This window comes from Naumannella huperziae (assembly GCF_054073625.1).
Window position 1 is genome coordinate 1,082,997 of sequence record NZ_JBSXPH010000001.1, and the last position, 26,520, is coordinate 1,109,516.

Genomic DNA, 26,520 nt, shown 5'->3' on the forward strand with positions numbered 1-26,520 from the left:
CGCGTCTCGCGGGCAGACTCAGCGGTTCGTCCAGCCGATGCTCGGCGGGTCCTGGTCGTAGCTGACGATCGCCGTCGTCTCCACCGTGAAGTCCTGCGTGTCCAACGGGATCTCCTCGCCGGAGTCGCGGACGCTGCCGTCCAGGGTGTAGGTGATCGTCAGATCGGCCAGGGCCACCGGTGCGCCCTCCTCCGTGCGTACCTGGACACCCTTCAGCGGATCGTTGGTGAGCTCGGTCCGCACGGAATCTGGGATGATCTCCTGGCCGCTGGTGGTGGTGTCCTTCATCGCGTACGGGCAGTTCTTCGGCTTCAGCTCGTTGCTGCCGATGCAGCGGTCGATGCCCTTGCGGATCTGCACCAGCGCGTCGCGCCGTCCCGCTTCGGTCAGCGCCAGTGGCACCTGGCCGAGGCGTTGATCAGGACGATTGTCGGTGACCCGGAAACGATGATCGATCTGCAGCGCGTCGGTCGTCGAGGTGACCAGGTAGGAGCCGGGGAAGATCGGGTAGTTGCCCGGTCCGTCGAGCCGGGCGCCGTTGATCAGGAACGGCATGTTCAGGTCGGCCTCGGGTGCCTCCAGCGTCGCCCAGGCCTGCGGCATGGTCCAGCGACCATCGATCTTGGCGACATCGAAGACGCCGGAGACCGGCTCGCCCCCGAGCCTGTAGTCCACCTGGACGCGGGTGTCGTCGCTGGCGACCACGGCGATGTCGGTGATCGGCGCGCGGTTCAGCGAGTCGGCCAGCACCTCCGGGGTGAGCAGCCGGCCGTCCGGCGGCGGGGCGGAGGCATGGGCCAGCGCGCCGGCGGCATCGCCGCGTGCCAATGCCTGCAGGTAGGACTCGACGAACCGGTCCGGCTTGATCGACTGGTCGGCGGGGCCGATCAGGTTCCGGCCGACGAAGAAGACGCCGACCGCGACCACCAGCGCCAGCACGCCGACGATCACCCAGCCGACGACGTTGCGCCGCGGACTCTCCTCCTCGTCCTCCTCGGCCAGCTCGAAGGCGTCGTCATCGGGATCGAAGCCGAGCCGGCGCGCGGACGCCGGCGGCGGCACCGGAGCGCCCAGCGCCCGGGTGGCGTCGGGATCGTCCAGGGGGCCCGGGTCGTCCAGGGGGCCGGGGTCGTCCAGCACTCGCGGGTCATAGCCCATGCCGCGCGCGTTGGTCGCGGTCACCGACTCGTCCTCGGGCTTCGCGGCCCGGCGCGGCTGGTCCGACATCTCGTTCCGTCCTGGGTCTGGTTGCGGCCTGCTCTGCCCGCCGGGTCGGCGGACCGGCCGCCAGCCTATCCGGCGCGGGCCTTCCGGGCGCGGCGGCGGACCACGATGGCGTACCCGGTGAGCAGGGAGAGCGCGATCCAGACCAGTACGAATCCGGCCCAGCGTGCCGGGCTCATCGGCTCGCCGAACCACGCGACGCCGAGGATGAACTGCAGGGTGGGGGCGAGGTACTGGGTCATCCCCATCGTGGAGAGTCGGATCCGCGGCGCGGCCCAGGCGAAACACAGCAGCGGGATCACCGTGACCACGCCGGCGCAGATCAGCAGTGCGTCGTAGCCCGGGCCGAGCGTGCCGAAGCTGCCGACGCCGCGGGCGGCGAGCCAGCCGAGGTAGGCGGTTGCCGGGATCAGCACGACACCCGATTCGATCACCAGCGTGACGATCGGGTCGGCGGGGGCGAACTTCTTGAGTACGCCGTAGGTGGCGAAGCTGGTGGCCAGGGTGAGCGCGATCCACGGCGGGTGGCCGTAGTCGATGGTCAGCACGATCACCGCCGCGAAGGCCAGCCCGATCGCGGCCCACTGTGCCGGGGCGAGGCGCTCGCGCAGCACGAGCACGCCGGCGAGGATCGACAGGATCGGGTTGATGTAGTAGCCGAGCGAGGCCTGCACGACCTCGGCGTGGGTGACCGCCCAGATGTAGACGCCCCAGTTGACCGAGATCACCACCGCGGCCGCCGACAGCAAGAGCATGGCGCGGCGATTGCGGAGGGTACGCAGCAGCGGCCGGCGGGCGATGATCAACGCGATCACCGCGGCGACGACGAAGGCCCAGACGATCCGGTGCGCGAGCAGCTCGACGGCCTGGCTGCGGTTCAGCAGCGGCCAGAACAGCGGGACGAGCCCCCAGATGGCGTACGCCCCGATCGCCGCCAGCACCCCCGCGCCGGACTCCGCCGGAGCTGCCGGTGTCTGCTTTGCCACGCCCCCATCGTGTCGTCAGTTATCGCCCGCCGCACGCGTGTCCGGGCGGCGATACCTCACGAAGGGATCGGGCGGGTCAGGCGGCGCGCTCGGCGAGCAGCCGGCGGAGCAGTGTCGTGACCCGGACGAAGTCGGTGCGCTGGTCGCCGGCGTCGGCCCGCAGGACGCGCCAGCCGCCGCCGACCCAGGCCTCGTCGCGGCGGATGTCGCTGCTGAGCTGTGCGCCGTCGCGATGGTGCGCGCCCTCGTACTGCAGGGCGATCCGCTCCCGGCGATATCCCAGATCGGCCTCGGGGGAGTGGGGGTCGTCGGGATCGAGCCGGAGCTGCGTCTGTGGTTCGGGCAGTCCGGCCTCGATGATCGCGAGCCGCAGGCGCGTCTCCGGCGGTGAATCCGACCCCTGGCGGACCAGGGCAAGTGCCTCGCGGCCGAGGACGACCCCGGCCCGCCACTCGTTCAGCTCCAGGATGTGGCTCAGGTCCGCCCGCGCGCACCACGGTTCGAGGTGGGCATCCAGATTGCGCCGCGGCCGCCGGATCAGTTGATCCCCGATGATCACCGCCTCGGCGAGGGTGAGTGCGGGTAGCAGCTCGAACCAGGCGCGGGCCCGGGTGGCAATGCGCAGGCCGCCGACGGTGGTGATCTCCTCCTCCGTCACGCGGGCGGCGTGGCCGCGCACGCGTCGCCGGCGCGCCGGCTCGCAGGTGTTGCCGCGGCTGATGTGGAGGGTGGAGTCCGAGGCCAACCTCGTCGGCAGCCAGAAACCGTGGAGCTGTCCGGCGCTGGCATGGGAGACCCATCCATCGGGGGTGAGCGCGAGCACGGCACGGGCATGCTCGGCGAGGGGAAGCTCGCCCGCCGGTGCTCGGATGTCGCGACTGGGCGATTGCAGATCGCTGGCCCGGAGTCGCTTCTCGGTCACGGGGTACGCCGCGGCATCGGCCAGCGTGAATGCCCGCCCGCGCAGGGCCCGCGGCAAGGGCTCGGGACTCGGCATGCCTCGATCCTGCCGCCGCGTCGGCGCCTGAACCAGCGGGTGGCGGGGTTGTCCACAACCTGTTTCCCCGGGCTTGATTTGTGTCGTCAGTTATCGCCGCCTGACGGTCCCGTCAGGCGGCGATAACTGACGACACAAATCGGGGGTGGGGTGGGGTGGCGTGGGGAGAAGGTCAGGCGACGGTCCAGGTGTCCCGGCCGGCGAGGAGGGCCTGCAGCTCGGTGTCTGCACCCGACGGCTCGCCCTCGCGGCGCTCGCCCTGGGCGGTCCGGATCTGCTCGCGGGCGAGGTCGTCGTAGGTGGCCCGGGGAACATCGCGGAAGATGCCGATCGGGGTGCGGTTCAGCACGCCGGCATCGGTCAGCCGGGACAGCGCGAAGGCATACGACGGGTCGTCGCGATGAGCGTCGTGGACGACGATGGCGTCCTCGCCGACCTCGGCCACCCTGGCCACCGAGAACTCCCCGCTCACCGGGTCCCGTACCAGCCCGAGCTCGCCGGCGCCGAAGATCACCTTCTCGCCGTGCTTGAGCGGGATGATCGCCTGCGGCGCGGTGTCCTTGTCCTTGATCGCGTCGAACGCGCCGTCGTTGAAGATCGGGCAGTTCTGGTAGATCTCCACCAGCGCGGCACCGCGATGTTCCGCGGCGGCGGTCAGCACCTCGGTCAGGTGCGCCCGGTCGGAGTCGATGGTCCGGGCGACGAAGCTGGCCTCGGCCCCGAGCGCCAGCGACACCGGGTTGAACGGCGCATCCAGCGAGCCCATCGGCGTCGACTTGGTGATCTTGCCGACCTCCGATGTCGGCGAGTACTGCCCCTTGGTCAGCCCGTAGATCCGGTTGTTGAACAGCAGGATCGTGAAGTTCACATTGCGGCGCAGTGCGTGGATCAGGTGATTGCCGCCGATCGACAGGGCGTCGCCGTCGCCGGTGATCACCCACACGCCGAGATCCTCGCGCGCGGTGGCGATGCCGGTGGCGATCGCGGGCGCGCGGCCGTGGATCGAGTGCATCCCGTAGGAGTCCACGTAGTAGGGGAAGCGCGACGAGCAGCCGATGCCCGACACGATCACGGTGTTCTCCTTGCGGATGCCGATCTGTGGCATGAACCCCTGGAACGCCGCGAGCACGGCATAGTCGCCGCACCCGGGGCACCAGCGCACCTCCTGGTCGGAGGTGAAGTCCTTGCGGTTCAGCGGTTCCAGGGCCAGGGGTACGCCCGCCAGCCCGCGCGGGCCGGCCGTCGAACCGTTCGTGATCACCTCGGTCACTGCTGCCTCCCATGATCGAAGACGACTTCGTGTTGGCCGTGCTGCTCCGGCTCCGCGGCCAGTTCGGACTCCTCCGGCACGGGTCCGACCTCGTCGCGGACCAGCTCCAGCAGGTCGTGGGCGAGCTCTGCCAGCGAGATCGGCAGGCCGCGTACCCGCGAATAGGACTGCACGTCCACCAGGTACTTCGCGCGCAGCAGCATCGCCAACTGGCCGAGGTTCATCTCGGGCACGATCACCTTGTCGTAGCGCCGCAGGACCTCGCCGAGGTTGGCCGGGAACGGGTTCAGGTGCCGCAGGTGCGTCTGCGCGATGTGCCCGCCGGCATTGCGCACCCGGCGTACCGCCGCCGCGATCGGGCCGTAGGACGAACCCCAGCCCAGCACCAGCAGCCGCGCCTTGCCGTCCGGATCGTCGACCTCGAGATCGGGGATCTCGCGCACGATGCCGTCGATCTTGGCCTGCCGCAGGTTGATCATCTTCTCGTGATTGGCCGGATCGTAGGACACGTTGCCGGTGCCGTCGGCCTTCTCGATGCCGCCGAGCCGGTGCTCCAGCCCGGCCGTCCCCGGGATCGCCCACGGCCGCGCCAGCGTCTCCTCGTCGCGCCGGTACGGCAGGAAGGTCGGCTTCTCGTTGCCCTTGGCGTCCGTCGCGGTGCCGTTCGGCTCGGTCGCGAAGCCCGGATCGATCGGCTCGATCGCCGCCAGATTCGGCACCTCCCACGGCTCCGCTCCGTTGGCGAGATAGCCGTCGGAGAGCACGACGACCGGGGTGCGGTACTTGATCGCCCAGCGCGCCGCCTCCACCGCCGTGTCGAAGCAGTCGCTCGGGGTCTGCGCCGCCAGCACCGGCACCGGCGCCTCGCCGTTGCGGCCGTAGAGCACCTGCAGCAGGTCCGCCTGCTCGGTCTTGGTCGGCATGCCCGTCGACGGGCCGGCGCGCTGCACATCGCAGATGATCATGGGCAGCTCGGTCATCACGCCGAGGCTGATCGTCTCCATCTTCAGCGACACGCCCGGGCCGGAGGATGTGGTGACTCCCAGGTGTCCCGCGAAGCTCGCGCCGAGCGCCGCGCCGACCGCGGCGATCTCGTCCTCGGCCTGGAAGGTCGTCACCCCGAACGCCTTGTGCTTGGACAATTCGTGCAAGACGTCGGAGGCCGGTGTGATCGGGTACGCGCCGAGGAACAGCGGCAGCCCCGCCTTGTGCGCGCCCGTGATCAGGCCGTAGGCCAGCGCCGTGTTGCCGGTGATCTGACGGTAGGTGCCGGTCGGCATCGGCGCCGGGTCGACCTGGTAGGTGACCGCGAATGTCTCGGTCGTCTCGCCATAGGCATGGCCGGTCCGGAAGGCGGTGAGGTTGGCGTCGCGGATATCGGGCTTGTTGGCGAACTTCGTCGACAAGAACTCCAGCGTCGACTCCACGGGCCGGTGGTAGAGCCAGCTCAACAGCCCGAGCGCGAACATGTTCTTGGCGCGCGAGGCGTCTTTGCGGGACAGGCCGAAGTCCTTCACGGCCTCGACGGTCATCCCGGTCAGGTCCAGCGCGTGCACCTGGTAGGCCTCCAGCGAGCCGTCCTCGAGCGGGCTCTCGGCGTACCCCACCTTCTGCAGATTGCGCTTGGTGAACTCCGCGCTGTCGGCGATGATCAGCCCGCCGCGCGGCAGATCGGACAGGTTCGCCTTGAGCGCCGCCGGGTTCATCGCGACCAGCACGTCCGGCCGGTCGCCGGGGGTGAGAATGTCGTAATTGGCGAAGTGCAACTGGAAGCTGGACACGCCGGGCAGCGTGCCGGCGGGGGCGCGGATCTCGGCCGGGAAGTTCGGCAGGGTGGAGATGTCGTTGCCGAACAACGCCGAGTCCGCGGTGAACCGGTCGCCGGTGAGCTGCATGCCGTCGCCGGAGTCGCCGGCGAACCGGATCACGACCCGGTCGAGGTTCTTGACTGCTGTCACCCGTTGGCCTTTCGCATCTACGCCACGCCGGTTTCCGCAACGGCGGCGTCCCGAATTTCGGAGCAACGTCCATCGTAGGTGCTCAACCACGGTTGACCGCATCCGCCAGTTGCTGGGACGCGGACCGGGCGCGCGGGAGCGGCGCTCAGCGGGCGACGGACGCCGCGGGCACGGCCAGCCGGTAGCCGCGGCGGATGACGGTACGCACGAGGTCGCTCGGCGCCAGGGTGCCGCGCAACCGCGCGACCGCCATCTCGGCGGCGTGCGGGTCGACGGAGCTGCCCGGGAGGGCGCGCAGGATGTCGTCGCGGTGCACGACGGCGCCGCCCGCCTCGGCGAGCACCCGCAGCACGGCGAGGCTGGCGGGCGAGAGCGGCAACACCTCGCCGTCCAGCAGGGCCGCGCCGCGCAGCAGCCGCAGCTCGCCGCCGCAGGTGAGCAGCCGCAGCCCGCGCCGCTCGCCGAGCTCGCGGACGATGCCGCGGACCAGGGCGCCCAGCCGGAAACGGTCGGGCACCAGGGGCTGCACGCCGAGCTCGAGCAGTGGCCCGGCGGTGATCACGCCGACCGCCGCGGCCAGGACCCCGTCCTCGTCGGCGAAGGCCTGCGCGACCTCGGCCAGCACCCGCTGCTCGGTGGCGGCGTCGAGGAAGGCGGCGACGCCGGGGGCGGAGGTGAAGGCGACGGCATCGCATTCGCGGCGGGCGACGAGCCGCACGCTCTCGGCGACCGCAGCCGGGTCGGGCGCCGGCCCCCAGCGGTAGACGACCAGCGAGCAGACCTCGGCACAGGCGGTCGCGAAGGCCTCGTCGAGGCCGTCCGCGCCGGACCCGTGGTGCTGGATGGCGATCCGCTGACCGGCCACCCCCTCACTCAGCAGCAGGTCGGCGATCTCGGCGCTGGTCTCGGACTCGGCGACCCAGTCCGCGGTCAGCCCGGCGGCCTGCAGTGCCCCGCGCGCCTTGGGTCCGCGCGCGATCAGCCGCGACTGCCCGAGCACACGGAGGAGTGGGGTCGCCACCCCCGCGGCGTCGGCCGCCTCCAGCCAACCGCGAAAGCCGACGCCGGTGGTGATCACGGTGACGTCCGGCGGCTTCTCGATCAGTTCGGTGGTACGCCGGAAGAGCTCGCTGTCGTCGACGTGCGGCACCACCGAAAGGGTCGGGGCGTGCAGTACCGACGCGCCCCGGCGCTCCAGGGCTGCGGCGAACTCGGCGGCCCGGCGCTGCGCGGTGAGGACCACGCGGCAGCCGGAGAGCTGATCAGGCGACGGCTGCATCGACCACCTCGCCCAGCTCGGCGCCCAGCGCGGCCACCGGGCCGATCACGATCACCGCGGGGTTGGCCAGTTGCGTCTTCGTGACCCGCGCGGGCAGCTCGGCGAGCGGGGCTCGGACCACCCGCTGCCCGGCGTCCCAGGCGCGCTGCACGACGGCGGCGGGCGTGGCGGCGGGTTTGCCCGCCCGCAGCAACCCGGCGGTCAGCTCCGTCAGCCGCGCCATGCCCATCAGTACGACCAGCGTGTGCGGCCACGCGGCGAGGAATGCGGGCGACAGCTCGTCGTGTCCGGAGATGACCAACAGCCCCTGGGCGACCCCGCGGTGGGTGACCGGGATGCCGGCGGCGGCGGGTGCGGCGATGGCCGAGCTCACCCCGGGCACCACCTCGACCTCGACGCCGGCGGCGCGGCAGGCCGCGACCTCCTCGCCGCCGCGGCCGAGCAGGAACGGGTCGCCGCCCTTCAGCCGGACGACCGCGCGCCCGGCCCGGGCGTGGTCGACCAGCAGCGCGTTGATCTCGGCCTGCGGCACGGGGTGATGGTAGGGCGTCTTGCCGACGTCGATGATCTCCGCGCGCAGGCCGACCAGCAGCCCGCGCGGGGCCAGCCGGTCGGCGACGACCACGTCGGCGGACTGCAACGCCCGCAGGCCGCGGACCGTGATCAGGTCGTCCGCGCCCGGGCCGCCGCCGACCAGCACGACGCGGCCCGTCCCGGGCATCAGGCGACCTCGGCGCGGGGGATCGCGACGGCCGGGCGTACCTGCACCCACTCCTCGCGCACCCGGACGTCCCAGCGGCCCAGCTCGACGCCGGGCTCGCTCAGGCACTCGCCGGTACGCAGATCGAACACCTGCTTGTGCAGCGGGGAGGCGACCGTCGGCACCAGCTCGTCGCCGATCCGCGCGGAGCCGACGATGCCGCGGGCGATCACGTTCACCCCGGTGAACGGGTCGCGGTGGCCGACGGCGAACACCCGGTCGTCGTGCAGCCGGAAGATCGCCACCTGTCGGCCGGCGACGAGTGCGGCGACCCCGCGCTCGACGGGCAGCCGCGCGACCGTGCAGACCGTGGTCCAGGCGGGGAGGGCGGAGGTGTGCCGGTGGTGGAGCTCGGTGGTGGTCATTGGGGGTCCTTCCTGCGGGTGGGGAGCCGGGAATCCGAGATCAGTACGGGTTCGCGATCGGGCGTGATCAACTGCAGCCCGCCGGAGGCCGCCGCGGCGCGCTCGGCCGGGGTCGCCGGCCGCCGCTGACCGCGCTCGCCGACATAGGCAAGATCGGGATCGGGCGTCTGCGCCGCATTGACGAAGGATCCGAACCGGGCCAACTTGTCCGGGTCGTCGAGCACCTCGCCCCACTCGTCGCGATAGCCCGCGACGTGGGCGGCCATCGCGGCGTCCAGATCGGCCGCCACCCCGAGCCGGTCGTCGACGATCACCTCGCGCAACCGGTCCAGCCCGCCGTCCAGCGACTCCAGCCAGCCGGCGGTGCGCTGCAACCGGTCGGCGGTGCGCACGTAGTAGATCAGGAAACGGTCGATCAGCGTGATCAACCCGTCGTCGTCCAGGTCCTCGGCGAAGAGCTGGGCATGCTTGGGCGAGAAGCCGCCATTGCCGCCCAGGTAGAGATTCCAGCCCTTGTCCGTGGCGATCACGCCGACGTCCTTGCCGCGCGCCTCGGCGCACTCCCGGGCGCAGCCGGAGACTCCCAGCTTGATCTTGTGCGGCGCCCGCAGTCCGCGGTAGCGCAGCTCCAGCCGGATCGCCATCGCGACCGAGTCCTGTACGCCGTAGCGACACCAGGTCGAGCCGACGCAGGACTTCACGGTCCGCAGCGCCTTGCCATAGGCGTGGCCCGATTCGAAGCCGGCCTCCACCAGGCGCCGCCAGATCTGCGGCAACTGCTCCACCCGCGCCCCGAACAGATCGATCCGCTGGCCGCCGGTGATCTTGGTGTAGAGCCCGAACTCACGCGCCACCTCGCCGATGGTGATCAGCCCGTCCGGGGTGATCTCGCCGCCCGGGATGCGCGGCACCACCGAGTAGCTGCCGTCCTTCTGCAGGTTGGCGAGCATGTGGTCGTTGGTGTCCTGCAGCGCGCCCTGTTCGCCGGAGAGGATGTGCCCGTTGCCGAGGCTGGCGAGGATCGAGGCGACCACCGGTTTGCAGATGTCGCAGCCGCGCCCGCCGCGGCCGTGCCGGGCGATGATCTCGGAGAAGGTGCCGAGCCCGGTCAGGCGTACCGCCTCGAAGAGCTCGGCCCGGCCCAGCGCGAAGTGCTCGCAGAGCGCGCGGGAGACCTCGATCCCGGCGGCCGCCAGCTCGGTCTCCACCAGCCTCTTGACCAGTGGCAGGCACGACCCGCAACTGGTGCCCGCCTTCGTGCAGCCCTTCACCGCGGCCAGATCGGTGCAGCCGTGCTCGCTCACCGCCGCGCGCACCGTGCCCGCGGTCACGTTGTTGCACGAGCAGACCGCGGCGGCATCGGGCAACTGCTCGGAGCCCGGCGCGGCGGTGCCGCCGACCAGGTAGGCCGACGGGTCCGCGGAGAGTTCGGTGCCGAGCAGCGGCCGCAGGGTCGGGTACGCCGACGCGTCGCCGACCAGGATCCCGCCCAGCAGCGTCCGGGCGTCGTCGGAGACGACCAGCTTGCCGTAGCGGCCGGTGACCGGATCGGCGTGCACCACCTCCAGCGCGCCCGGGGTCGTCGCGAACGCGTCCCCGAACGAGGCGACATCAACGCCGAGCAGCTTGAGCTTGGCCGAGGTGTCCGCACCCGGGAAGGTGCCCTGCCCGCCGAGCAGGCGGTCGACCGCGATCTCGGCCATCGCATTGCCCGGGGCGATCAGCCCCCACACGGCACCGCCGATGCAGGCCACCTCGCCGATGGCCAGGATCGCCGGGTCGCTGGTCCGGCAGCCGGCATCCACCACGGCGCCGCCGCGCTCGCCGATCGCCAGCCCGGCGTCTCGGGCCAGCTCGTCGCGCGGGCGTACCCCGGTGGCGAAGATCACCAGATCGGCGTCGAGCTCGGCCTCGCCCAGGTCGAGCGCGCGGACCGCGCCCGCGTCGTCGGCGAGCACCTGCTTGGTGGCGGTGCCGGTCCGCACGTCCACGCCGAGTCCGGCGATGATCCGGGCCAGCTCGGCGCCGCCGCCCTCGTCGACCTGCAGCGGCATCAGCCGCGGCGCGAACTCGATCACGGTCGCCTCGGCATTCATCGCCCGCAGCGCGCCGGCCGCCTCCAGGCCGAGCAGCCCGCCGCCGATCACCGCGCCGCGGACCGGACGGTCCAGCCGTGCCGCCAGCTCGTGGACGCAGGCCTCGATGCTGCGCACGTCGTCGATCGTGCGATAGACGAAGGAGTTGATCAGATCGCTGCCCGGGACCGGCGGCACGAACGCCCGGGATCCGGTCGCCAGGACCAGCGCGTCGTAGCCCAGCTCGCGTCCGTCGGCGAGGGTGACGGTACGCCGATCGCGGTCGATTGCCGTCGCGGCGACCCCGCTGACCAACTGCACACCCGGCCGCTCCCACAGCCCGGGATCGCCCAGGGCGAGGGCATCCGCGCCGCCGGTGAAATAGCTGGTCAGGGCGACCCGGTCGTACGGCGCGTGCGGCTCCTCGCCGACGACCGTGACGGCGGCGGATCCGTCGCGGTCGGCCAGCGCCTCGACGAACCTCTGGGCGACCATGCCGGCGCCGATCACCACGATTCGCTGGTCGGTCATGATCACCTCCGGTTTCGATCCACCTGCTCGGTCCCCGACGCTAGGTGGCGCTTGTTTCGGCGAGCGGTGCGGAATGTTTCGGCCCTGCAACAAGGCCCTCACTCCCGTCACGATCACCGGTGACCCTGTCCGCCGCGGCCCGCAGCAGCGCGGCGACCAGACCGGTGCAGGAGCCGCAGCCGGTGCCGGCGCGGGTGGCGCACGCCACTTCTTCCACGGTCCGGGCGCCGCAGTCGTGGGCCCGGTCGATCTCGGCCCGGTTCACGCCGTTGCAGCGGCAGACCGTGGCGGCGGCGGGCAGGTCCGCGGGATCGGTACGCCGCCCGTCGCCGGCGAGCAGGAGCTCCGCGGGGTCGGGCGGCAGCGCCGTGCGCCGCTCGAAGGCCACCGTGAGGTCGGCCGCCGTGCGCGGGGCCCCGACGCAGACGGCGCCGACCAGTCGGTCGTCGCGGACCGCGATCCGCACGGCGCGCCGGGCCGCGGCATCGGACAGTTCCAGCACCCGCGTACCGCCGGCCTCCGTCGTCGCCCAGTCGAGCTCGCCGAGGGCGGTCACCTGCAGGCCCACCGCCTTCAGCGCGATCACCTCGCCGGCCGCCTCCGGCGGGCGCCGGGCCTCGCCGCGCAGCCGGCTCGCCAGGCGGTCGGCCTGTGCCCAGCCAGGTGCCAGCAGGCCGGGGCAGCCCTCGTCCGGTGTCTCCGCGCAGTCGCCGATGGCCGCGATCGCGGGGTCGGCCGGGCTCAGCAGGTCCTCGCCCACCACGACCCCGCGCCGGATCGGCAGGCCGGCGGCGCGGGCGAGTTCAGTGCGCGCAGAGACGCCGGCGGTGACCACCAGCAGCGAGGTCGGCACCCGGGTCGGGCCGGCCGCCGTGGCCAGGGTGAGGACGGTCAGCCGGGTGCCACGGTGGCCCCAGCCGCGTACCTCGGCGTTGTTGATCACCCGTACCCCGAGATCGGCGAGCGTGGCCTCGGCGATCCGGCCGGCGCCCTCGGGCAGTTGGCGCTGCAGCGGGTACGGGCCGTTGTTGATCAGCGTGACGTTGACGCCGTGGGTACGCAGCCCGCAGGCCAGCTCCACCCCGAGCAGCCCGCCGCCGAGCACGGTGATGTCGTCATGGGTGGCGGCGGCCGCCAGCAGCTCGCGGCAGTCGTCGAGGTCGCGCAGCGTGCGCACCCCGGGCGGCGGCTCGTTCGGGGCGCCGGGCAGCGGCAGCCGGGCCCGGGCCCCGGTGGCGAGCACGCACAGGTCGTAGGGGTGTTCGGTGCCGGCGCTGTCGCGCACGCGGCGGCGTACCCGATCGATCGCGGTCGCCGCGACCCCGCGCAGCACCGTCGCCTCCGGCGGCGGTCCGGGAAGCTCCAGCGAGCCCAGCTCGGCGCGGCCGGCGATCACCTCGGAGAGCTGCAGCCGGTTGTACGCGGCGTAGGGCTCGGCGCCGAGGACGGTGATCTTCGCGCCGCTGCCCGCCAGCCCCGCGCAGAACCGGGAGCCGACCATGCCGTTGCCGATCACCACGATCCGCATCCCGTTCAGCATGCCGCCTCCTTGATCTTCGTCACCTCGACCGCGCAGACCTTGAACTCGGGCATCCCGCTGACCGGGTCGGTCGTCGGATTGGTCAGCGTGTTGGCGCGCTCCTGCCCGGGGAAATGGAACGGCATGAACACCACGTCGGGCCGCAGGTCGGCGCTGATCCGCGCCGGCGCGCAGGCCTCCCCGCGCGCCGAGCGGACCCGGACCAGCTCGCCCTCGGCGACTTCCAGGCGCCGGGCCAGCCGCGGGTGCAGCTCGACAAAACCGCTGCCCTGCACGCGATTCAGCGCGGCCACGCGGCGGGTCTGCGCGCCGGACTGGTACTGCTGCAGCACCCGCCCGGTGATCAGGTAGATCGGTGCATCGGGTCGAAGATCATCGTCCACCGGGGCGGGCTCGACCGCGATCATGGCCGCGCGCCCGTCGGGGGTGGCGAACCGCTCGGCGAACAGCCGCGGCGTGCCGGGATGATCATCGGCCGGACAGGGCCAGTGCAGCGCCTCGCCGCGGTCCAGCCGTTCGGGGGTGATGCCGCCGTAGTCGGCGATCCCGCCCGCGCTCGCGCGGCCCAGCTCGGCGAGCACCGCATCGGGATCGGTGGGGAAGTCGGCGCGGCAGCCGAGCCGGCCGGCCAGGTCGGCCAGCACGCGCAACTCGTCGCGCACCCCCTCGGGCGGCGGGACCGCGCGCCGGCGCCGCAGCACACGGCCCTCCAGCGAGGTCATGGTGCCGGTCTCCTCGGCCCACTGGGTGACCGGTAGTACGACATCGGCCAGCTCCGCGGTCTCGGAGCGGAAGAAGTCGCACACCACCAGCAGGTCGAGCGCCGCGAGCCGCTCGGTGATCACCTGCGCATCGGGGCCGCTGATCACCGGGTTGGCGCCGTGCACGAACAGGGCGCGCGGCCCGCCCGGCGTACCGAGCGACCGCAGCAGTTGGACGGCCGGTACGCCCGGGCCCGGGATCGTCTCGGGAGCGACTCCCCACACGCTCGCCACGTGTTCCCGGGCGGCGTGATCGGTGATCTTGCGGTAGCCGGGGAGCTGATCGTTCTTCTGCCCGTGCTCGCGGCCGCCCTGGCCGTTGCCCTGGCCGGTGATCGCGCCGTAGCCACTGCCGGCGCGCCCGGGCAGGCCGAGCGCCAGCGCGAGGTTGATCACCGCGGTCACCGTGTCGGTGCCGTGGGCGTGCTGTTCCGCGCCCCGACCGGTCAGCAGATACGCCCCCGCACCGCCGCGTGCGGGGCTCGCGGCGGCGAGCAGCCGGGCGGCCTGGCGCAAGGCATCGGCTGGTACGCCCGAGGCCCGCTCGACGCGTTCGGGCCACCACTGGGCGGCTGCCGCGCGTACCCGTGGCCATCCCGTGGTGCGGGCCGCGAGATAGTCCTCGTCGCAACGGTCCTCGGCGATGATCACTTGCAACAGGCCGAGCAGCACCGCGAGATCGCTGCCCGGAAGATTGCGCAGATGGATGCCGGCGCCATCGTCGGTGAGCCGCGCGGTCTCGCTGCGCCGCGGATCGATCACGATCAGCCCGCCGCGCTCGCGGACGCTGGCGAGGTGGCGGACCGCCGGCGGCATCGTCGCGGCGAGATTGGACCCGGCGAGCAGGACGGCGTCGGCGCCGCCGAGATCGGCCAGCGGGAACGGCAGCCCGCGGTCCAGCCCGAAGGCGCGGTTGCCCGCCGCGGCCGCCGACGACATGCAGAACCGGCCGTTGTAGTCGATCATGGCAGTGCCGAGCGTGAGCCTGGCGAACTTGCCGAGCAGGTAGGCCTTCTCGTTGGTCAGCCCGCCGCCGCCGAAGACGGCCACGGCGTCGCGCCCGGACTCGTCCTGCACCCGGCGTACCCGCTCGATGATCACGGCGTACGCCTCGTCCCAGCTCGCCGGCACCAGCTCACCGTCGCGCCGGACCAGCGGCGTGGTCAGCCGGTCGGGATGGTCCAGCAGCGTCGCCGCGGTCCAGCCCTTCTGACACAGCCCGCCGCGGTTGGTCGGGAAGTCGCGCGGGGCGACGCTGACCGTGCGGTTGCCGCCCGTCTCGTCGACGGTCAGCGTGATCGCGCATTGCAGGGCGCAGTAGGGGCAATGCGTGTCGGTCATCAGATCCGGGCGCCGAAGCCGCGGCCATAGAGGCGCCAGGTGAGGATGCCGAAGATCAGGTACACGCCGATGATCGCCAGCAGGGCGGGCACGATCGAGCCACCCGACAGCGCCATCGACAGCGAGAATCCCTGCGGGATGACGAAGCCGCCGTAGGCGCCGATGGCGCCGACGATGCCGATCGCGCCTCCGGTCAGGCGCAGGGTGGCGAGCCGGCCGGCGGGGGAGCGGTCCGGTTCGGTGGCGGCGAAAACCGCCGGGATCATCCGGTAGATCGAACCGTTGCCGATTCCGGTGAAGACGAACAGGCAGACAAAGCTGATCATGAAGGCGGTCAGGCTTCCGGCCTGGAGGGCGAAGATCGCGCCGCCGGCACCGAGCGCCATTCCGGCGAACGAGATCACCGTGATCACCCAGCCGCCGACCCGGTCGGCGACGATCCCGCCGAGCGGCCGGGACAACGAGCCGACCAGCGCGCCGAGGAAGGCGATCTTCAGGCTGGCCTCGGGGAAGGCGTCGGTGAGCAGCTTGGGGAAGGCGCCGGCGAAGCCGATGAAGGACCCGAACGTGCCGATGTAGAGCAGGGACAACAGCCAGGTCTGCGGACGGCGTACCGCCGCGGCGAACGACTTCGGGTCGGCCTTGGCGTCGGCGACATTGTCCATGAAGCGCCAGGCCAGCATGGCCGCGAGCAGCACGAACGGGACGAAGACCCAGCCGACCGCGGGCAGGTTGGGCACGGTCGTACCGGCCGACATGGTCGTGGCGCCGATCAGTACCACCAGCGGCGCGGTGAACTGCACGGCCGCCGTGCCCAGGTTGCCGCCGGCGGCGTTCAGGCCGAGCGCGGCACCCTTCTCCGCCGCGGGGTAGAAGAAGGAGATGTTGGTCATCGAGGAGGCGAAGTTACCGCCCCCGAAGCCGGCCAGCGCGGCGATCACCAGCAGGACGGGGAACGGCGCGTGCGCCGACACCGCGAGCGCGAGCCCGACAGTCGGCGCCAACAGCAGCAGCGCCGAGATCACCGTCCAGTTCCGGCCGCCGACCAGCGGGACCGCGAACGTGTAGGGGATCCGCATGGTCGCGCCGACCAGGATCGGGATCGACACCAGCCAGAACTGCTCGGCATTGCTCAGCGCGAGCGGACCCGTGTAGCCCCACGCGGCAAGCATCGGCACCGCGATGCCCCAGAGCGCGAAGACGCCGAAGCCGAGGAACTCGGCGAAGATCGACAGCCACAGATTGCGCCGGGCGATCGCGCGCCCTCCGCCGTCCCACTGGGCGCGGTTCTCGGGGTCCCAGCCGTGCAGCCAGCGGCCGGGCGCACCGCGCAGGCCGGCACGCGCGGCGCTCGCCCCGGCGCTCGTCGTGGCGTCGGGCGCGACGTCGGGGGTGACGTCCGGGGATTGGGTGGTGGTCACGGCGGCCTCCTGCTCGGGTGTGCCGCCGACGCTAGGAGGGCCGTGTTTCAGCCGATCGCGGTGCGCGTTACCGGCTGATCACCGCTTGCTCACCGGGGCGCCGGCTGCCCGTGAGGCGCGCCGGCGGGCGAACAGCACCGACATCGCCAGCGCGACCAGGCCGATGCCGAGGGCGGGCAGGCTGCTCGGCCCGTTCCCGATCACGGCCGCTCCCATCACCACCAGCACGGCGAGATTGGCGATGCCCAGCCCGCGCGGCCCGCCCCGGATCAACCAGGCGAGCACGCACATCACATACATCGCGATGAAGGTCGCGCTGGAGGCCGCCAGCCCGGCGACGATCAGTTCCGGCCGGGCGAGCAGGACCGCCGTGGTCAGCGCGAAGAGGATGCCCATCAGGCCCAGCGCGCGCCGGCGACGGGCCAGGCCGCGCGGCAGCATGGCCCGCTCGGCCGCACCGATGATCATCGTCGACACGCCACGCAGCCAGGCGACCGCGTTGATCAGCATGGCCACGACGGCGACGCCGACGCCCGCGGCCGTCGCGGCCGGCCCGAGGCCGGCGGCGAGCTGCAACAGGCCGCCCACCGGGTCGAGGCGTTCCGGCGCCACATTGGCGGCGATGGCCACGGTGAGGCCGATCGCGACGACGCCGAGCACGGCCAACGCGGTGGCGGCGATCGGCACGAAGTCGCGGTGCGGATCGGGCAGCTCATCGCTCAGGAAGGTCAGGTTCTCGAAGCCGATGAACGCCCAGCAGGCGAGGGTCACCCCGGCGGGCAGGAGCTGCCACCAATCGGCGCCCGGTAACAGATCGGCGCGCTGGCTGCCGCCGGCCAGGGCGGTGACGATCAGCCAGCCGCAGACGATCAGCAGCGACCAACTGCCGAGCAGGCCGACGGCATCCCCGGTCCGCAGCCCCGCGAGATTCGTCGCGAGGGCGGTGCCGAGCACGGCAAGCGCGGCGATCGGCTCGGCGGCCGGCCAGCCGGTGGCCAGCGCGACGAACCGTCCGGCGACCATCGCCCCGGTCGGCAGGCCGATCCCCACCACGCCGACGAACATCACCGGGATCATTCCGCCCGCGACATCGCCGAGGCCGCGGCGGACGAGCGACTCGAGCCCGATCCCGCCCGGATCCCGGCGCACGGACGCGCCGAACATCAGCAACATCGGTACGCACATCGCGAGCGCGACCAGCCAGGCGAGCACCGCGGCGTCGCCGGCCGCGGCCAGCACCGCGCTCGGCGTACTCAGCAGGCCCGCGCCGGCGATCGAGCCGATGGCGAGCGCCAGCGCCCGGACATATCGGTACGCGGAGCGTCGGGAGGTCATACGACAGGAGGTTGCTATAATGACAACATGTTGTCAACATCCGAGCCCGATCCGGGTGACCTGCACGGCGCGTACCGGCTGCTGATCGCCGATGTGTACGAGTTGGCCGCGCTGACCCGGCGGATCAGCGACGCGGAGACCGCCCCGCTGGGACTGACGTCGGCGCAGTGGCATGTGCTCAGCGCGATCAGCGAGGAGCCGCGAACGGTGGCCGCCGTGGCCCGCCGGCTCGGGTTGACCCGGCAGGCGGTGCAGCGGGTGGCCGACGTGTTGGTCGATGCCGGGCGGGCGGAGCGGCGGCCGAATCGCGATCACCGGACTGCCCCGCTACTGGCGATCACCGCCGACGGGCGCGCCGTCCTCGATGAGCTGTGGACGACCACCCGCGAACGCCGGGCCGACCCATTGCGCCGGGCCGGGCTGTCGCCGGAGGACCTGGCACAAGCCGACGCCACCCTGCGCGCCGTCCTCGCCGCCCTTCGCGACGGCTCCGCCTGATGCCCGGATCCGCCATGCTCCCGCGGGCCGAACCGGCAGGCGCGGGCCGAACCGGCAGGCGCGGGCCGAGTAACGTTCGCGGGTGCCGGTTGGGTTCGCGTTTGGGTGGGCCTGACCTCATCCGCGGGCTGAACCGGCAGGTGCGGGCTGAGTAACGTTCGCAGGTGCCGGTTGAGCTCGCGGGTGCCGGTTGGCCTCGCAAGCTGGATGGCGTACCCGACGCACAGAGGCCCAGAACCCGACTGCGGTCGTATTTCCCACCGCCGGGGCGCTCCCGTAGCCTGTCTCACCGGACCCCGATGCCCTGATCCCCGGGCCCGACGTCACTGGAAGGAGCCGCCCGTGCTGCAGGCTGCCGGCTCGCTGTGGTTGACGCGGGTCCGCGCATTCTGGGCCGGGCTGGTCACCGAGGTTCCGCGGGCCTGGGCCGTCGCGGCGGTACGCCGGGGCCTGCTGGCGACCGCGATGATCTCGATCGGCGCCTTCACCCCGGCCTTCACCCCGGCGAATTCGCCCTGGCTGACGTACCTGCCCTGGCTCGGCGAGAGCCAGACCTGGAAGCTGATCGCCACGGTGCTCACGCTGGTCGGCACGCTGATGCTGGTCGACGCGTGGTTCCAGCTCCGCCCCCGCGTGCACGGCCCCCGGCCCGATCTGCGGGTCGTGGTCGCGCTCTGGGCGCTGCCGATGCTGCTGGGGCCGCCCATCTTCAGCCAGGACTCCTACGCCTATGCGGCCGAGGGCTGGATGCTGCACAACGGCGAGAATCCCTACGAGATGGGCGTCGGGATGATGCCCGGGCCGTTCGGCGAGCAGGCGGTGCTGGTCTGGCGCTACACCATCGCGCCGTACGGGCCGTTGTCGCTGCAGCTCAGCGAGTTCGTGGTCGGGCTGTTCAACTTCAACCCGTACTGGTCCTCCACCCTGGGCATGCGGCTGCTCTCGATCGCGGGCATGGCGCTGATCGCCGGCTGCCTGCCGGGCCTGGCCCGCCGCTTCGGCGCGGACCCGGCGACGGCGATCTGGTTCGCGGTCGCCAACCCGCTCGCCGTCACGCACTTCATCGGCGGCGCCCACAACGATGCCTGGATGCTCGGCCTGGTCGTGCTGGCGCTCTGGCTCGCCACCCGCGGTCGCTTCCTGCTCGCCTGCGTCGCGGTCGCCGCCGCCACCGCGATCAAGCTGCCGGCGATCGTGGTCGCCGTCCCGGTCGCGCTGATCGCGCTGCCCGTGTCGAAGCGGGGTACGCGCTGGCAGCGCGAGTTCCAGATGATCGTGCATGTCTCGATCGCCTCGACGCTGACGGTGCTGGCCTTCGTCGCGATCTCGCTCGCCACCGGCCTCGGCTGGGGCTGGATCGAGGGGCTGAACGTGCCCGGCATCGTCGTCACCATGGCGCCCTGGGTGCTGCTGGGCGAGGTCGCCCGGATCGGTCTCTACGAGCTCGGCCTCTACGACGCCGGGCGCCGCGCGGTGCGGATCTTCCGGCAGACCGGGATGGTCGCCACGGTGGTCGGCATCTTGTGGCTGTTCCACCGCTGGGCGTTGCGGCGGCCGATGGACTTCGTCACGGCGGCCATCGCGGCCATCACGGTCGGCGGCCCGGCCCTGCACCCGTGGTACTTCACCTGGGCCTCGACGCTGCTGCCGCTGACCAATGCCTCCCTGCTGGTCCGCCGGATCGGCGCCTTCACGGTGACCATCGGCATGTACGCCAGCATCATCGTCTACTGCTTCCTCAACGACACCCTGCTGCTCGGCATCATCGCCGTCGTGCCGTTCCTGTGGCTCGGCTGGATCAACGACCGGATCCACTTCCCCGCCCGCGGCGTGCCGCGGCCCGGCCGGCCCGAGCTGGTCCCGGCGCACTGAGGCGGGGGAGCGGGCAATGACCTGGGGTGAACTGCTGAGGCGCCGCTGGGCGGTGCTGCGGGCGCTGGTCGCCGACGCATGGGCCGTTGCGTCGGTACGCCGCGGCATGGTGGCGAGCCTGCTGCTCGCGCTCGGCGCGATCTCCCCGGCGTACCTGCCGGAGAACTCGCCGTGGTACGACATCGTGCCCTACCTGAACACCCCGCCGATGCGGGCGCTGGCGACCGGTCTGACATTGTTCGGCGTGATCATGCTGGCCGACGCGTGGTTCCAGCTCCGGCCGCGGATCGGCCGCCCGCTGGTCGACATGCGGGTCGTGGTGGCGCTGTGGACGCTGCCGATGCTGTTCGCGCCGCCGGTCTTCAGCGACGATTCCTACGCCTATGCCGCCGAGGGCTGGCTGATCCACAACGGCGTCAACCCCTACAACGAGGGTGGCGTCTCCCAGATCCCGGGCGTCTGGGCCGAGCAGGTGATCCCGATCTGGCGCTACACCCCGGCGCCCTACGGCCCGGTCGCGCTCCAGATCAATCATCTGGTCGTCGACCTGTTCGGCTTCAATCCCTACTGGTCCTCCACGCTCGGCATGCGGCTGCTGTCCATGATCAGCATGGTCGTGGTCGCCGCGTGCCTGCCGGCGCTGGCCCGCCGGGTGGGCGCCGATCCGCGGCTGGCGCTGTGGTTCGCCATCGCCAACCCGGTGGTGATGATCCACGTGATCGGCGGCGCCCACAACGACGCCGTGATGCTTGCCCTGCTGGCGCTCGCGCTCTGGATGGCCAACAAGGGCCGCTTCCTGGTCGGCTGTCTGCTCGTCGCCGCCGCCACCGCCGTCAAGATCCCCGCCATCGTCGGCGTGGTGCCGGTGGCGCTGCTCGCCATGCCGCCGCAACCGGCCGGCCGGGCCAGCACGCTGGCCCGACAATGGCACAGCGCGCTCGTGGTCGCCGTCGGCACGGTGGCCACGGTGATCGCCTTCGTGGTGATCTCGCTGGCCTGCGGACTCGGCTGGGGGTGGGTCCAGGGCCTGAACGTGCCCGGCATGGTCAGCACGATTGCCCCGACCACGATGCTGGGCGAGATCGTGCAGAACGCGCTGAATGAGCTCGGTTACTACGACATCGCCCGTCGGGTGGTCCGCATCTTCCGCCAGGTCGGCATGATCATCACCGTCTTCGGGGTGCTGTACCTGTACTTCCGGCACGCCTATCGGCGCCCGATCGACTTCCTCGCCTACGCCCTGGTGGCGATCACCATGGGCGGCCCGGCGCTGCATCCGTGGTACCTCACCTGGTGGGGCACCTTCCTCCCGCTCACCCACTTCTCCCGCCGGGTGGTCCGGCTGTCCTGCTGGGGCGTGATCATCGTTCTGGCCTTCAGCTTCCTGCAGTACGCCGATCGCAACTCCCAGGGCATCATCGGTATGGTCGGCATGCTTGCCATCGTGTGGGCCGGCTGGGCCAACGACCGGCTCGCCTTCGGCGGGCCACCCAACGGGGGCGGGGCCGGGCCCTCGGGCCGGTTGCGGCCGGAGGAGCTTCGGCCCGATGCTTTCCGGTACGAGCCGCCCTCGCGGCGCCCGGACCGCCGACTCGTGACGGGATCGACCAGATGACCGAATCGTCCACCCACGAACCACTGAAACCGCCCGCGCACCGCGGCGGCCGGCTGGCCTTCGTCGACACCAGCCACCGCTTCGGGGCGTTCACCGATGCGGCGGTGGCGATTGCGCTGACGCTGCTGGCGCTGCCGCTGCTGGAGGGCGTCGTCGAGGCGTCGGCGGAGCACCTGACGACCCTGGAGTACCTGTCCGAGCGGCGCGCGGAACTGATCGGGTTCGTGATCAGCTTCCTGGTGATCGGCGTCTTCTGGTTGCAGCACCATCGGATCTTCCGCGCCGACACGCCGATGTCGCCGGCCCGCTCGCTCGTCAACCTCGCCTGGCTGCTGACCATCGCCTGGCTGCCGGTGGCGACCGCGTTGGACACGGGGCTGCCCGGCGACGCCGCGCAGACCCTGGTCTACATCGGTTCGATGGCGCTCAGCAGTTGGCTGTTGTTCGTGCTCGCCGTCCTCGAGTACGCCGCCCGGGCGCGAGCCGGCCTGCCGAATCCCGATCGATCCATCCTTGCGGCACCGCTGGCCATGTCGATCCTCTACACCCTCGCCGCGCTCATCGGCGCCCTGACCGGCACGGGCGCGCTGGCGCTGTTCCTGCTGGCGCTCACCTGGCCGCTGCGCGGCCTGTTGGTCAGGCTCGGGCTGCGCTCCCGTCCGACGGAGTGAAGGCCGCCTCGACCTCGGCGGGGTCCACCTCGTCCAGCGAGGCGTGCCGCCACTTCGGGTTGCGGTCCTTGTCGACCAGTTGCGCGCGCACGCCCTCGGCGAAGTCGGGCTCGGCCAGGAAGCGCCGGCCGAGGACGAGATCTTGGGCCAGCACCTCGTGCACCGACGACATCGCAGCGGCCCGGCGCAGCGCCGCGAGGGTGACGGAGACCGAGAAGGGTGAGCGCGCCCGGATCGCCTCCGCGGCGGCACGGGCGTCGGCGTCGTCGGAGGCCTCCAGCCGGGCAACGATCTGTGCGGCATCGTCGCCGGCGTAGGCCTCCAGCCACGCCGGCAGCTCGACGGGCTCGGGCACGCTGGTCAGCTCGTCGATCGACTCGCCGCGGGCCAGGGTGTCCAGCACCTGCGGGATGCTTGCGGAGTCGATCATGGCGTCGGCCAGCCCGGCCGTGATCGCGCTGGGGCCGTCGATGGTGGAGCCGGTCAGGGCCAGATGGGTCCCGAACTCGCCGGGGGCGTTGGCCAACAACCACAGCGCGCCGACATCGGGGAACAGGCCGATGATCGTCTCCGGCATCGCGATCTTGGTCCGCTCGGTGACCAGCCGCCGGTTGCCGTGGGCCGAGATGCCGACCCCGCCGCCCATCACGATGCCGTCCATGATCGCCACATACGGCTTGGGGTAGTCGGCGATCTGGGCATTGACGGCGTACTCGCTGCGCCAGAACTCATACGGCTGATCAAGGTCGCCCGCGGCGATGGCCTCGCGTACCGCCCGCACGTCGCCGCCGGCGCACAGGCCACGCTCGCCGGCGCCGGTGATCGCGACCGCAGCGATGGCGTCGTCGTCGGCCCAGCGCCGCAGGACGGTGCCGATGTCGGTGACCATCGGCGTGGTCAGGGCGTTGATCGCCTTCGGCCGGTTGAGCTCGATGCGGCCGAGCGCGCCGTCGTCGGCGAATCGGACGTCGTCGGTGTCCAGGGTGAAGTAGTCGACCACCATCGCACCCTAGCCTCAGCGGTAGTCGACGACCACCGGGGCGTGGTCGGACATCCGCCGGTCGTAGCTCGGGTCCCGGCGGGTGCCGCCGATGGTGGCGGCCGCGGCCAGGCCGGGGCTGGCGAGCTGGTAGTCGATCCGCCAGCCCGCGTCGTTGTTCCACGCCTGCCCCCGCCAGCTCCACCACGAGTAGGGCCCGGGACCGTCGGGGTGCAGCCGGCGTACCACGTCGACCAGCGTCCGCGGGGACAGGATGGACCCGAACCACTCGCGCTCCTCGGGCAGGAATCCGGGGGAGCGCCGGTTGGCCCGCGGGTTGGCCAGATCGTGTTCGGTACGGGCGATGTTGAAGTCGCCGGTGACCACGAACTCGCGGCCCGCGCGACGCGCGTCGCGACGAGCCCTGGTCAGGTGCCTCGCCAGCGCCGGGAGGAACCGCATCTTCCGCCGGTACGCCTCGGCGCGCTCGTGATCATCCGGAGAGGCCCCCTTGGGCAGGTAGAGGGAGGCGACGGTGATCTCGGGCAGGTCGACCTCGATCCAGCGCCCCTCGTGGGCGAACTCCCGAGCGCCCATCGACGTGCGCACCGCCAGCGGCGCCTCCCGCGAGGCGACGGCCACCCCGTTGCGGCCGGGCAGCGAGCCGGCGTCGTAGGAGAGGTGATAGCCCTCGAACACCTCGCCCGGCACCAGCTCCGGCGCTGCCCGCATCTCCTGCAGGGTGACGATGTCGGGACGCTCGGCCTCCAGCCAGTCCCGCAGGCCGCGGCGCTGCGCGGCGCGGATGCCGTTCACGTTCAGGGTGGCGATGCGCACGCGGCGTGATGCTAGCGGGACGGGCATCAGTTGGGCGCGGCGACCGCCGAGTCCACCAGCGGCTCGGTGAGCCGGACGGCGCCGAGCATCAGCGTGACCGACCCGATCACGGCGCCGAGGAACAGGGTCGGGCCGTACCAATTGCCGGTCAGTGTTTCCATCCCCAGCGGGGCGATCAGCAACAGCGCCGCGACGGCGGCGGTGCCGACCGCCCAGCCCAGCGGGAGCGCGGTTTCGGTCAGCCGGGCGCGGCGGAGCACGGCAGGCTCGGTTCCGGCGAGATGCAGCAGCCGGAAGGACGGGGCCTGGTCCAGGGCCCGGGTCGCCTGGTTGACTCCGGTCGAGGTGGCCGCCAGCAGCACCGAGATGATCAAGGTGACACAGGCGCCGGTGAAGATGTCGGTATTGATCGTCGGGTAGCTCTCGGTGTCCTGGGGCAGCGACGGCGCGATGCACGCGATGCCGGCGATGAAGGTGGCCAGCGCGACGCCGCCGACGGCCCGCCAGGCGCCCCGGGGATCATCGGAGAGGCGACGGGTGGCGAGCAACTGGGGGGCGGTCCGCGCCAGCCCGGCGCCGATCTTGCCCACGCACCACAGGACGAACGGTCCGACCACCCCGAGCACTCCCAGGCAGATGGCGAAGGAGACCATGATCACGGTCACATTCTGCTGGCCGGATGCCACGGCCCAGACAGCAAAGGCACCGATCGCCAGCGCCAGCCGCAGCGCCGACAGTGCCTTGGGGCTGACCCGGTTGGCCACGCCGAGCGGGCTCACCGCGACGCCGGCCAGGCTGATCGCGGCCGAACCGGTCGCGATGATCACGATCGCGGCGACCGCACCGAGCAGGGCGAGCGGGCCGAGCTGCAGCTCCGCCCAGTCGAACGAGCGACCCTGGAAGTTGAGCAACGCGACCTCCGGCAGGGCGATCTCGTAGAGCACGGTGCCGAGCAGCGCGCCGGCGAGCGCTTGGGCCGCTGCCTCGACCAGGGTCAGCGTGCCGATCTGGCGGGTCGTCGCACCGGCCAATCGCAGCGCCGCGAGCCGGGCATTGCGCCGGGAGATCGCCAGCCGGGCGGCCGCCCCGCCGAGGGTCATCACCGGCACCACGAGGATGATCGTCGCCACCTGGGCGAGGACCATGTAGAGGTCGTCGGGGTCCCCACCGGCTCGCGCGGTGAAGGCCTGCAGGCCGCCGAGCACCGTGAGCAGGGCGCCGGTGGCGACGGTGAGGGCAAGCACCGCCAGCGCGGTGATCATGCCGAGTTCGCGCTGTCGCCGGGCGAGCAGCCAACCGAGACGGAGCAGGCTCATCGGCGTACCGCCGGATCGAGCGCGGGAAGCACGGTCGTGGTCTCCAGCACCGCGGTCCGCTCGGACTCCGGTTCGCCGAAGCTCAGCTTGGGGCGACGTTCGGGAGCGGGGGGCTGCGTACCGGGCGCGAAGTACTCACCGGTGATCCGGCCGTCGGCCATCGTGATCGTCCGGGAACACGACGCGGCGACCGAACGATCATGGGTGACCACGACCAACGCGGCACCGGCCGCGGTGACCGTACGGGCGAGCACGTCCAGCACCTCTGCGCCGGTGCGCTGGTCCAGCGCCCCGGTCGGCTCGTCGGCGAAGACGACCGACGGCTCGACGACCAGGGCCCGGGCGATCGCCACCCGCTGGGCCTGCCCGCCGGACAGCTCGCCCGGCCTGCGGTCGTGCATCCCACCCAGGCCGAGCCGGTCCAGCCAACCGCCGGCGCGCGCGGTGGCCTCCCGCGCGGACAGGCCGCCGAGCATCAGCGGCAGGGCGACATTCTCGGCGGCCGGCAGCTCCGGCAGCAACTGGCCGGACTGGAAGACAAAGCCGAAATCGGTACGCCGCAGCGCGGTCCGCTGTCGATCCGACAGCGTGGCAAGATCATGACCTCGATACAGCACCGCCCCGCCGGTCGGCCGGACGATGCCGGCCAGGCAGTGCAACAAGGTGGTTTTGCCCGATCCGGACGGCCCCATGATCGCCAACGATCCGGGTCGCACATCAAGATCAACACCGGCCAGGGCGCGGGTTTGTCCCGTGCCCTTGCCGTAGGTCATGGTCAGCCCGCGGGCACTCAGCAACATGGTGCCCATCGTTGTCGGCGTCAGCCGGTACGCCATCCGGCCGCGGGCCATGCCGGCCCGCGCCGGGGCCGAGCCGCGGTCGCACTCCG

Annotated in this window: 21 protein-coding genes; 4 read left to right on the plus strand and 17 right to left on the minus strand. The window is 72.1% G+C overall.

The genetic code is table 11. The features are described 5' to 3' along the window. Positions 1–18: 18 nt before the first annotated feature. The 13 genes from ACXDC7_RS05120 to ACXDC7_RS05180 all read right to left on the minus strand — a co-directional run bounded on the left by ACXDC7_RS05120 (position 19) and on the right by ACXDC7_RS05180 (position 17,843). Complete coding sequence (locus tag ACXDC7_RS05120) at positions 19–1,227, minus strand: hypothetical protein (protein ID WP_459221426.1); 1,209 nt, start codon at positions 1,225–1,227, stop codon at positions 19–21. A 65-nt stretch (positions 1,228–1,292) separates the two neighbouring features. Further along, positions 1,293–2,210, minus strand: coding sequence for an EamA family transporter RarD (rarD, locus tag ACXDC7_RS05125; RefSeq protein WP_459221427.1), 918 nt, complete (start codon positions 2,208–2,210; stop codon positions 1,293–1,295). A 76-nt stretch (positions 2,211–2,286) separates the two neighbouring features. Next, the gene (locus ACXDC7_RS05130) at positions 2,287–3,207 is read right to left on the minus strand and encodes a hypothetical protein (RefSeq protein WP_459221428.1); all 921 of its coding nucleotides are present in this window, start codon (positions 3,205–3,207) and stop codon (positions 2,287–2,289) included. A 172-nt stretch (positions 3,208–3,379) separates the two neighbouring features. Beyond that, positions 3,380–4,477 (minus strand): 2-oxoacid:ferredoxin oxidoreductase subunit beta, encoded by a 1,098-nt coding sequence (locus ACXDC7_RS05135; RefSeq protein WP_459221429.1) that lies wholly within the window; start codon positions 4,475–4,477, stop codon positions 3,380–3,382. Then, complete coding sequence (locus ACXDC7_RS05140) at positions 4,474–6,435, minus strand: 2-oxoacid:acceptor oxidoreductase subunit alpha (RefSeq protein WP_343045863.1); 1,962 nt, start codon at positions 6,433–6,435, stop codon at positions 4,474–4,476. The genes ACXDC7_RS05135 and ACXDC7_RS05140 overlap by 4 nt, the downstream gene beginning before the upstream one ends. 145 nt (positions 6,436–6,580) lie before the next feature. Continuing rightward, the gene (locus tag ACXDC7_RS05145; RefSeq protein WP_179444522.1) at positions 6,581–7,714 is read right to left on the minus strand and encodes a uroporphyrinogen-III synthase; all 1,134 of its coding nucleotides are present in this window, start codon (positions 7,712–7,714) and stop codon (positions 6,581–6,583) included. Next, positions 7,698–8,435: a uroporphyrinogen-III C-methyltransferase gene (cobA, locus tag ACXDC7_RS05150; protein WP_459221430.1), complete on the minus strand. Its 738-nt coding sequence runs from the start codon at positions 8,433–8,435 to the stop codon at positions 7,698–7,700. Before cobA ends, ACXDC7_RS05145 begins: the two co-directional genes overlap by 17 nt. Continuing rightward, entirely contained in the window at positions 8,435–8,839 is a 405-nt protein-coding gene (gene nirD, locus ACXDC7_RS05155) for a nitrite reductase small subunit NirD (RefSeq protein ID WP_179444520.1), read from the minus strand. The genes cobA and nirD overlap by 1 nt, the downstream gene beginning before the upstream one ends. Continuing rightward, positions 8,836–11,445, minus strand: coding sequence for a nitrite reductase large subunit NirB (gene nirB, locus ACXDC7_RS05160; protein WP_459221431.1), 2,610 nt, complete (start codon positions 11,443–11,445; stop codon positions 8,836–8,838). Before nirB ends, nirD begins: the two co-directional genes overlap by 4 nt. Positions 11,446–11,485: 40 nt before the next feature. After that, the gene (locus tag ACXDC7_RS05165; protein WP_459221432.1) at positions 11,486–12,985 is read right to left on the minus strand and encodes an FAD-dependent oxidoreductase; all 1,500 of its coding nucleotides are present in this window, start codon (positions 12,983–12,985) and stop codon (positions 11,486–11,488) included. Then, positions 12,979–15,087 carry a molybdopterin oxidoreductase family protein gene (locus ACXDC7_RS05170; RefSeq protein WP_459221433.1) on the minus strand — a complete coding sequence of 703 codons (2,109 nt, stop codon included), beginning with the start codon at positions 15,085–15,087 and terminating at the stop codon, positions 12,979–12,981. Before ACXDC7_RS05170 ends, ACXDC7_RS05165 begins: the two co-directional genes overlap by 7 nt. After that, positions 15,087–16,508, minus strand: a complete 1,422-nt coding sequence (locus tag ACXDC7_RS05175) for an MFS transporter (protein ID WP_459221434.1) — start codon at positions 16,506–16,508, stop codon at positions 15,087–15,089. The genes ACXDC7_RS05170 and ACXDC7_RS05175 overlap by 1 nt, the downstream gene beginning before the upstream one ends. Before the next feature lie 78 nt (positions 16,509–16,586). Beyond that, positions 16,587–17,843, minus strand: a complete 1,257-nt coding sequence (locus tag ACXDC7_RS05180) for a hypothetical protein (protein WP_459221435.1) — start codon at positions 17,841–17,843, stop codon at positions 16,587–16,589. A 27-nt stretch (positions 17,844–17,870) separates the two neighbouring features. Between ACXDC7_RS05180 and ACXDC7_RS05185 the strand changes: the two genes are divergently transcribed. The 4 genes from ACXDC7_RS05185 (at position 17,871) to ACXDC7_RS05200 (ending at position 22,499) form a co-directional block, all read left to right on the plus strand. Beyond that, positions 17,871–18,341 carry a MarR family winged helix-turn-helix transcriptional regulator gene (locus ACXDC7_RS05185; protein ID WP_459221436.1) on the plus strand — a complete coding sequence of 157 codons (471 nt, stop codon included), beginning with the start codon at positions 17,871–17,873 and terminating at the stop codon, positions 18,339–18,341. A 342-nt stretch (positions 18,342–18,683) separates the two neighbouring features. Further along, positions 18,684–20,213: a polyprenol phosphomannose-dependent alpha 1,6 mannosyltransferase MptB gene (mptB, locus tag ACXDC7_RS05190; RefSeq protein ID WP_459221437.1), complete on the plus strand. Its 1,530-nt coding sequence runs from the start codon at positions 18,684–18,686 to the stop codon at positions 20,211–20,213. Between the two features lie 16 nt (positions 20,214–20,229). Continuing rightward, positions 20,230–21,828, plus strand: a complete 1,599-nt coding sequence (mptB, locus tag ACXDC7_RS05195) for a polyprenol phosphomannose-dependent alpha 1,6 mannosyltransferase MptB (protein ID WP_179444512.1) — start codon at positions 20,230–20,232, stop codon at positions 21,826–21,828. Then, the gene (locus ACXDC7_RS05200; RefSeq protein ID WP_179444511.1) at positions 21,825–22,499 is read left to right on the plus strand and encodes a TMEM175 family protein; all 675 of its coding nucleotides are present in this window, start codon (positions 21,825–21,827) and stop codon (positions 22,497–22,499) included. The genes mptB (ACXDC7_RS05195) and ACXDC7_RS05200 overlap by 4 nt, the downstream gene beginning before the upstream one ends. Here ACXDC7_RS05200 and ACXDC7_RS05205 read toward each other — a convergent pair. The 4 genes from ACXDC7_RS05205 to ACXDC7_RS05220 are packed head-to-tail and all read right to left on the minus strand — an operon-like array spanning position 22,465 to position 26,482. Continuing rightward, entirely contained in the window at positions 22,465–23,502 is a 1,038-nt protein-coding gene (locus ACXDC7_RS05205) for a 3-hydroxyisobutyryl-CoA hydrolase (protein WP_179444510.1), read from the minus strand. The two genes, ACXDC7_RS05200 and ACXDC7_RS05205, sit on opposite strands and share 35 nt — an antisense overlap. 12 nt (positions 23,503–23,514) lie before the next feature. Continuing rightward, positions 23,515–24,315: an exodeoxyribonuclease III gene (locus ACXDC7_RS05210; RefSeq protein ID WP_459221438.1), complete on the minus strand. Its 801-nt coding sequence runs from the start codon at positions 24,313–24,315 to the stop codon at positions 23,515–23,517. Positions 24,316–24,341: 26 nt separating this feature from the next. Continuing rightward, positions 24,342–25,631, minus strand: coding sequence for a hypothetical protein (locus ACXDC7_RS05215; protein ID WP_459221439.1), 1,290 nt, complete (start codon positions 25,629–25,631; stop codon positions 24,342–24,344). Beyond that, positions 25,628–26,482: an ABC transporter ATP-binding protein gene (locus ACXDC7_RS05220; protein WP_459221440.1), complete on the minus strand. Its 855-nt coding sequence runs from the start codon at positions 26,480–26,482 to the stop codon at positions 25,628–25,630. The genes ACXDC7_RS05215 and ACXDC7_RS05220 overlap by 4 nt, the downstream gene beginning before the upstream one ends. Positions 26,483–26,520: the final 38 nt, after the last annotated feature.

Excerpts from the sequence above, each read along its gene's own strand:
- ACXDC7_RS05120 (WP_459221426.1), bottom strand. The coding sequence starts at position 1,227 with ATGTCGGACCAGCCGCGCCGGGCCGCGAAGCCCGAGGACGAGTCGGTG.
- ACXDC7_RS05130 (WP_459221428.1), bottom strand. The coding sequence starts at position 3,207 with ATGCCGAGTCCCGAGCCCTTGCCGCGGGCCCTGCGCGGGCGGGCATTC.
- ACXDC7_RS05145 (WP_179444522.1), bottom strand. The coding sequence starts at position 7,714 with ATGCAGCCGTCGCCTGATCAGCTCTCCGGCTGCCGCGTGGTCCTCACC.
- cobA (WP_459221430.1), bottom strand. The coding sequence starts at position 8,435 with ATGCCCGGGACGGGCCGCGTCGTGCTGGTCGGCGGCGGCCCGGGCGCG.
- nirD (WP_179444520.1), bottom strand. The coding sequence starts at position 8,839 with ATGACCACCACCGAGCTCCACCACCGGCACACCTCCGCCCTCCCCGCC.
- nirB (WP_459221431.1), bottom strand. The coding sequence starts at position 11,445 with ATGACCGACCAGCGAATCGTGGTGATCGGCGCCGGCATGGTCGCCCAG.
- ACXDC7_RS05165 (WP_459221432.1), bottom strand. The coding sequence starts at position 12,985 with ATGCTGAACGGGATGCGGATCGTGGTGATCGGCAACGGCATGGTCGGC.
- ACXDC7_RS05170 (WP_459221433.1), bottom strand. The coding sequence starts at position 15,087 with ATGACCGACACGCATTGCCCCTACTGCGCCCTGCAATGCGCGATCACG.
- ACXDC7_RS05180 (WP_459221435.1), bottom strand. The coding sequence starts at position 17,843 with ATGACCTCCCGACGCTCCGCGTACCGATATGTCCGGGCGCTGGCGCTC.
- ACXDC7_RS05185 (WP_459221436.1), top strand. The coding sequence starts at position 17,871 with ATGTTGTCAACATCCGAGCCCGATCCGGGTGACCTGCACGGCGCGTAC.
- mptB (WP_179444512.1), top strand. The coding sequence starts at position 20,230 with ATGACCTGGGGTGAACTGCTGAGGCGCCGCTGGGCGGTGCTGCGGGCG.
- ACXDC7_RS05200 (WP_179444511.1), top strand. The coding sequence starts at position 21,825 with ATGACCGAATCGTCCACCCACGAACCACTGAAACCGCCCGCGCACCGC.
- ACXDC7_RS05205 (WP_179444510.1), bottom strand. The coding sequence starts at position 23,502 with ATGGTGGTCGACTACTTCACCCTGGACACCGACGACGTCCGATTCGCC.
- ACXDC7_RS05215 (WP_459221439.1), bottom strand. The coding sequence starts at position 25,631 with ATGAGCCTGCTCCGTCTCGGTTGGCTGCTCGCCCGGCGACAGCGCGAA.
- ACXDC7_RS05220 (WP_459221440.1), bottom strand. The coding sequence starts at position 26,482 with ATGGCCCGCGGCCGGATGGCGTACCGGCTGACGCCGACAACGATGGGC.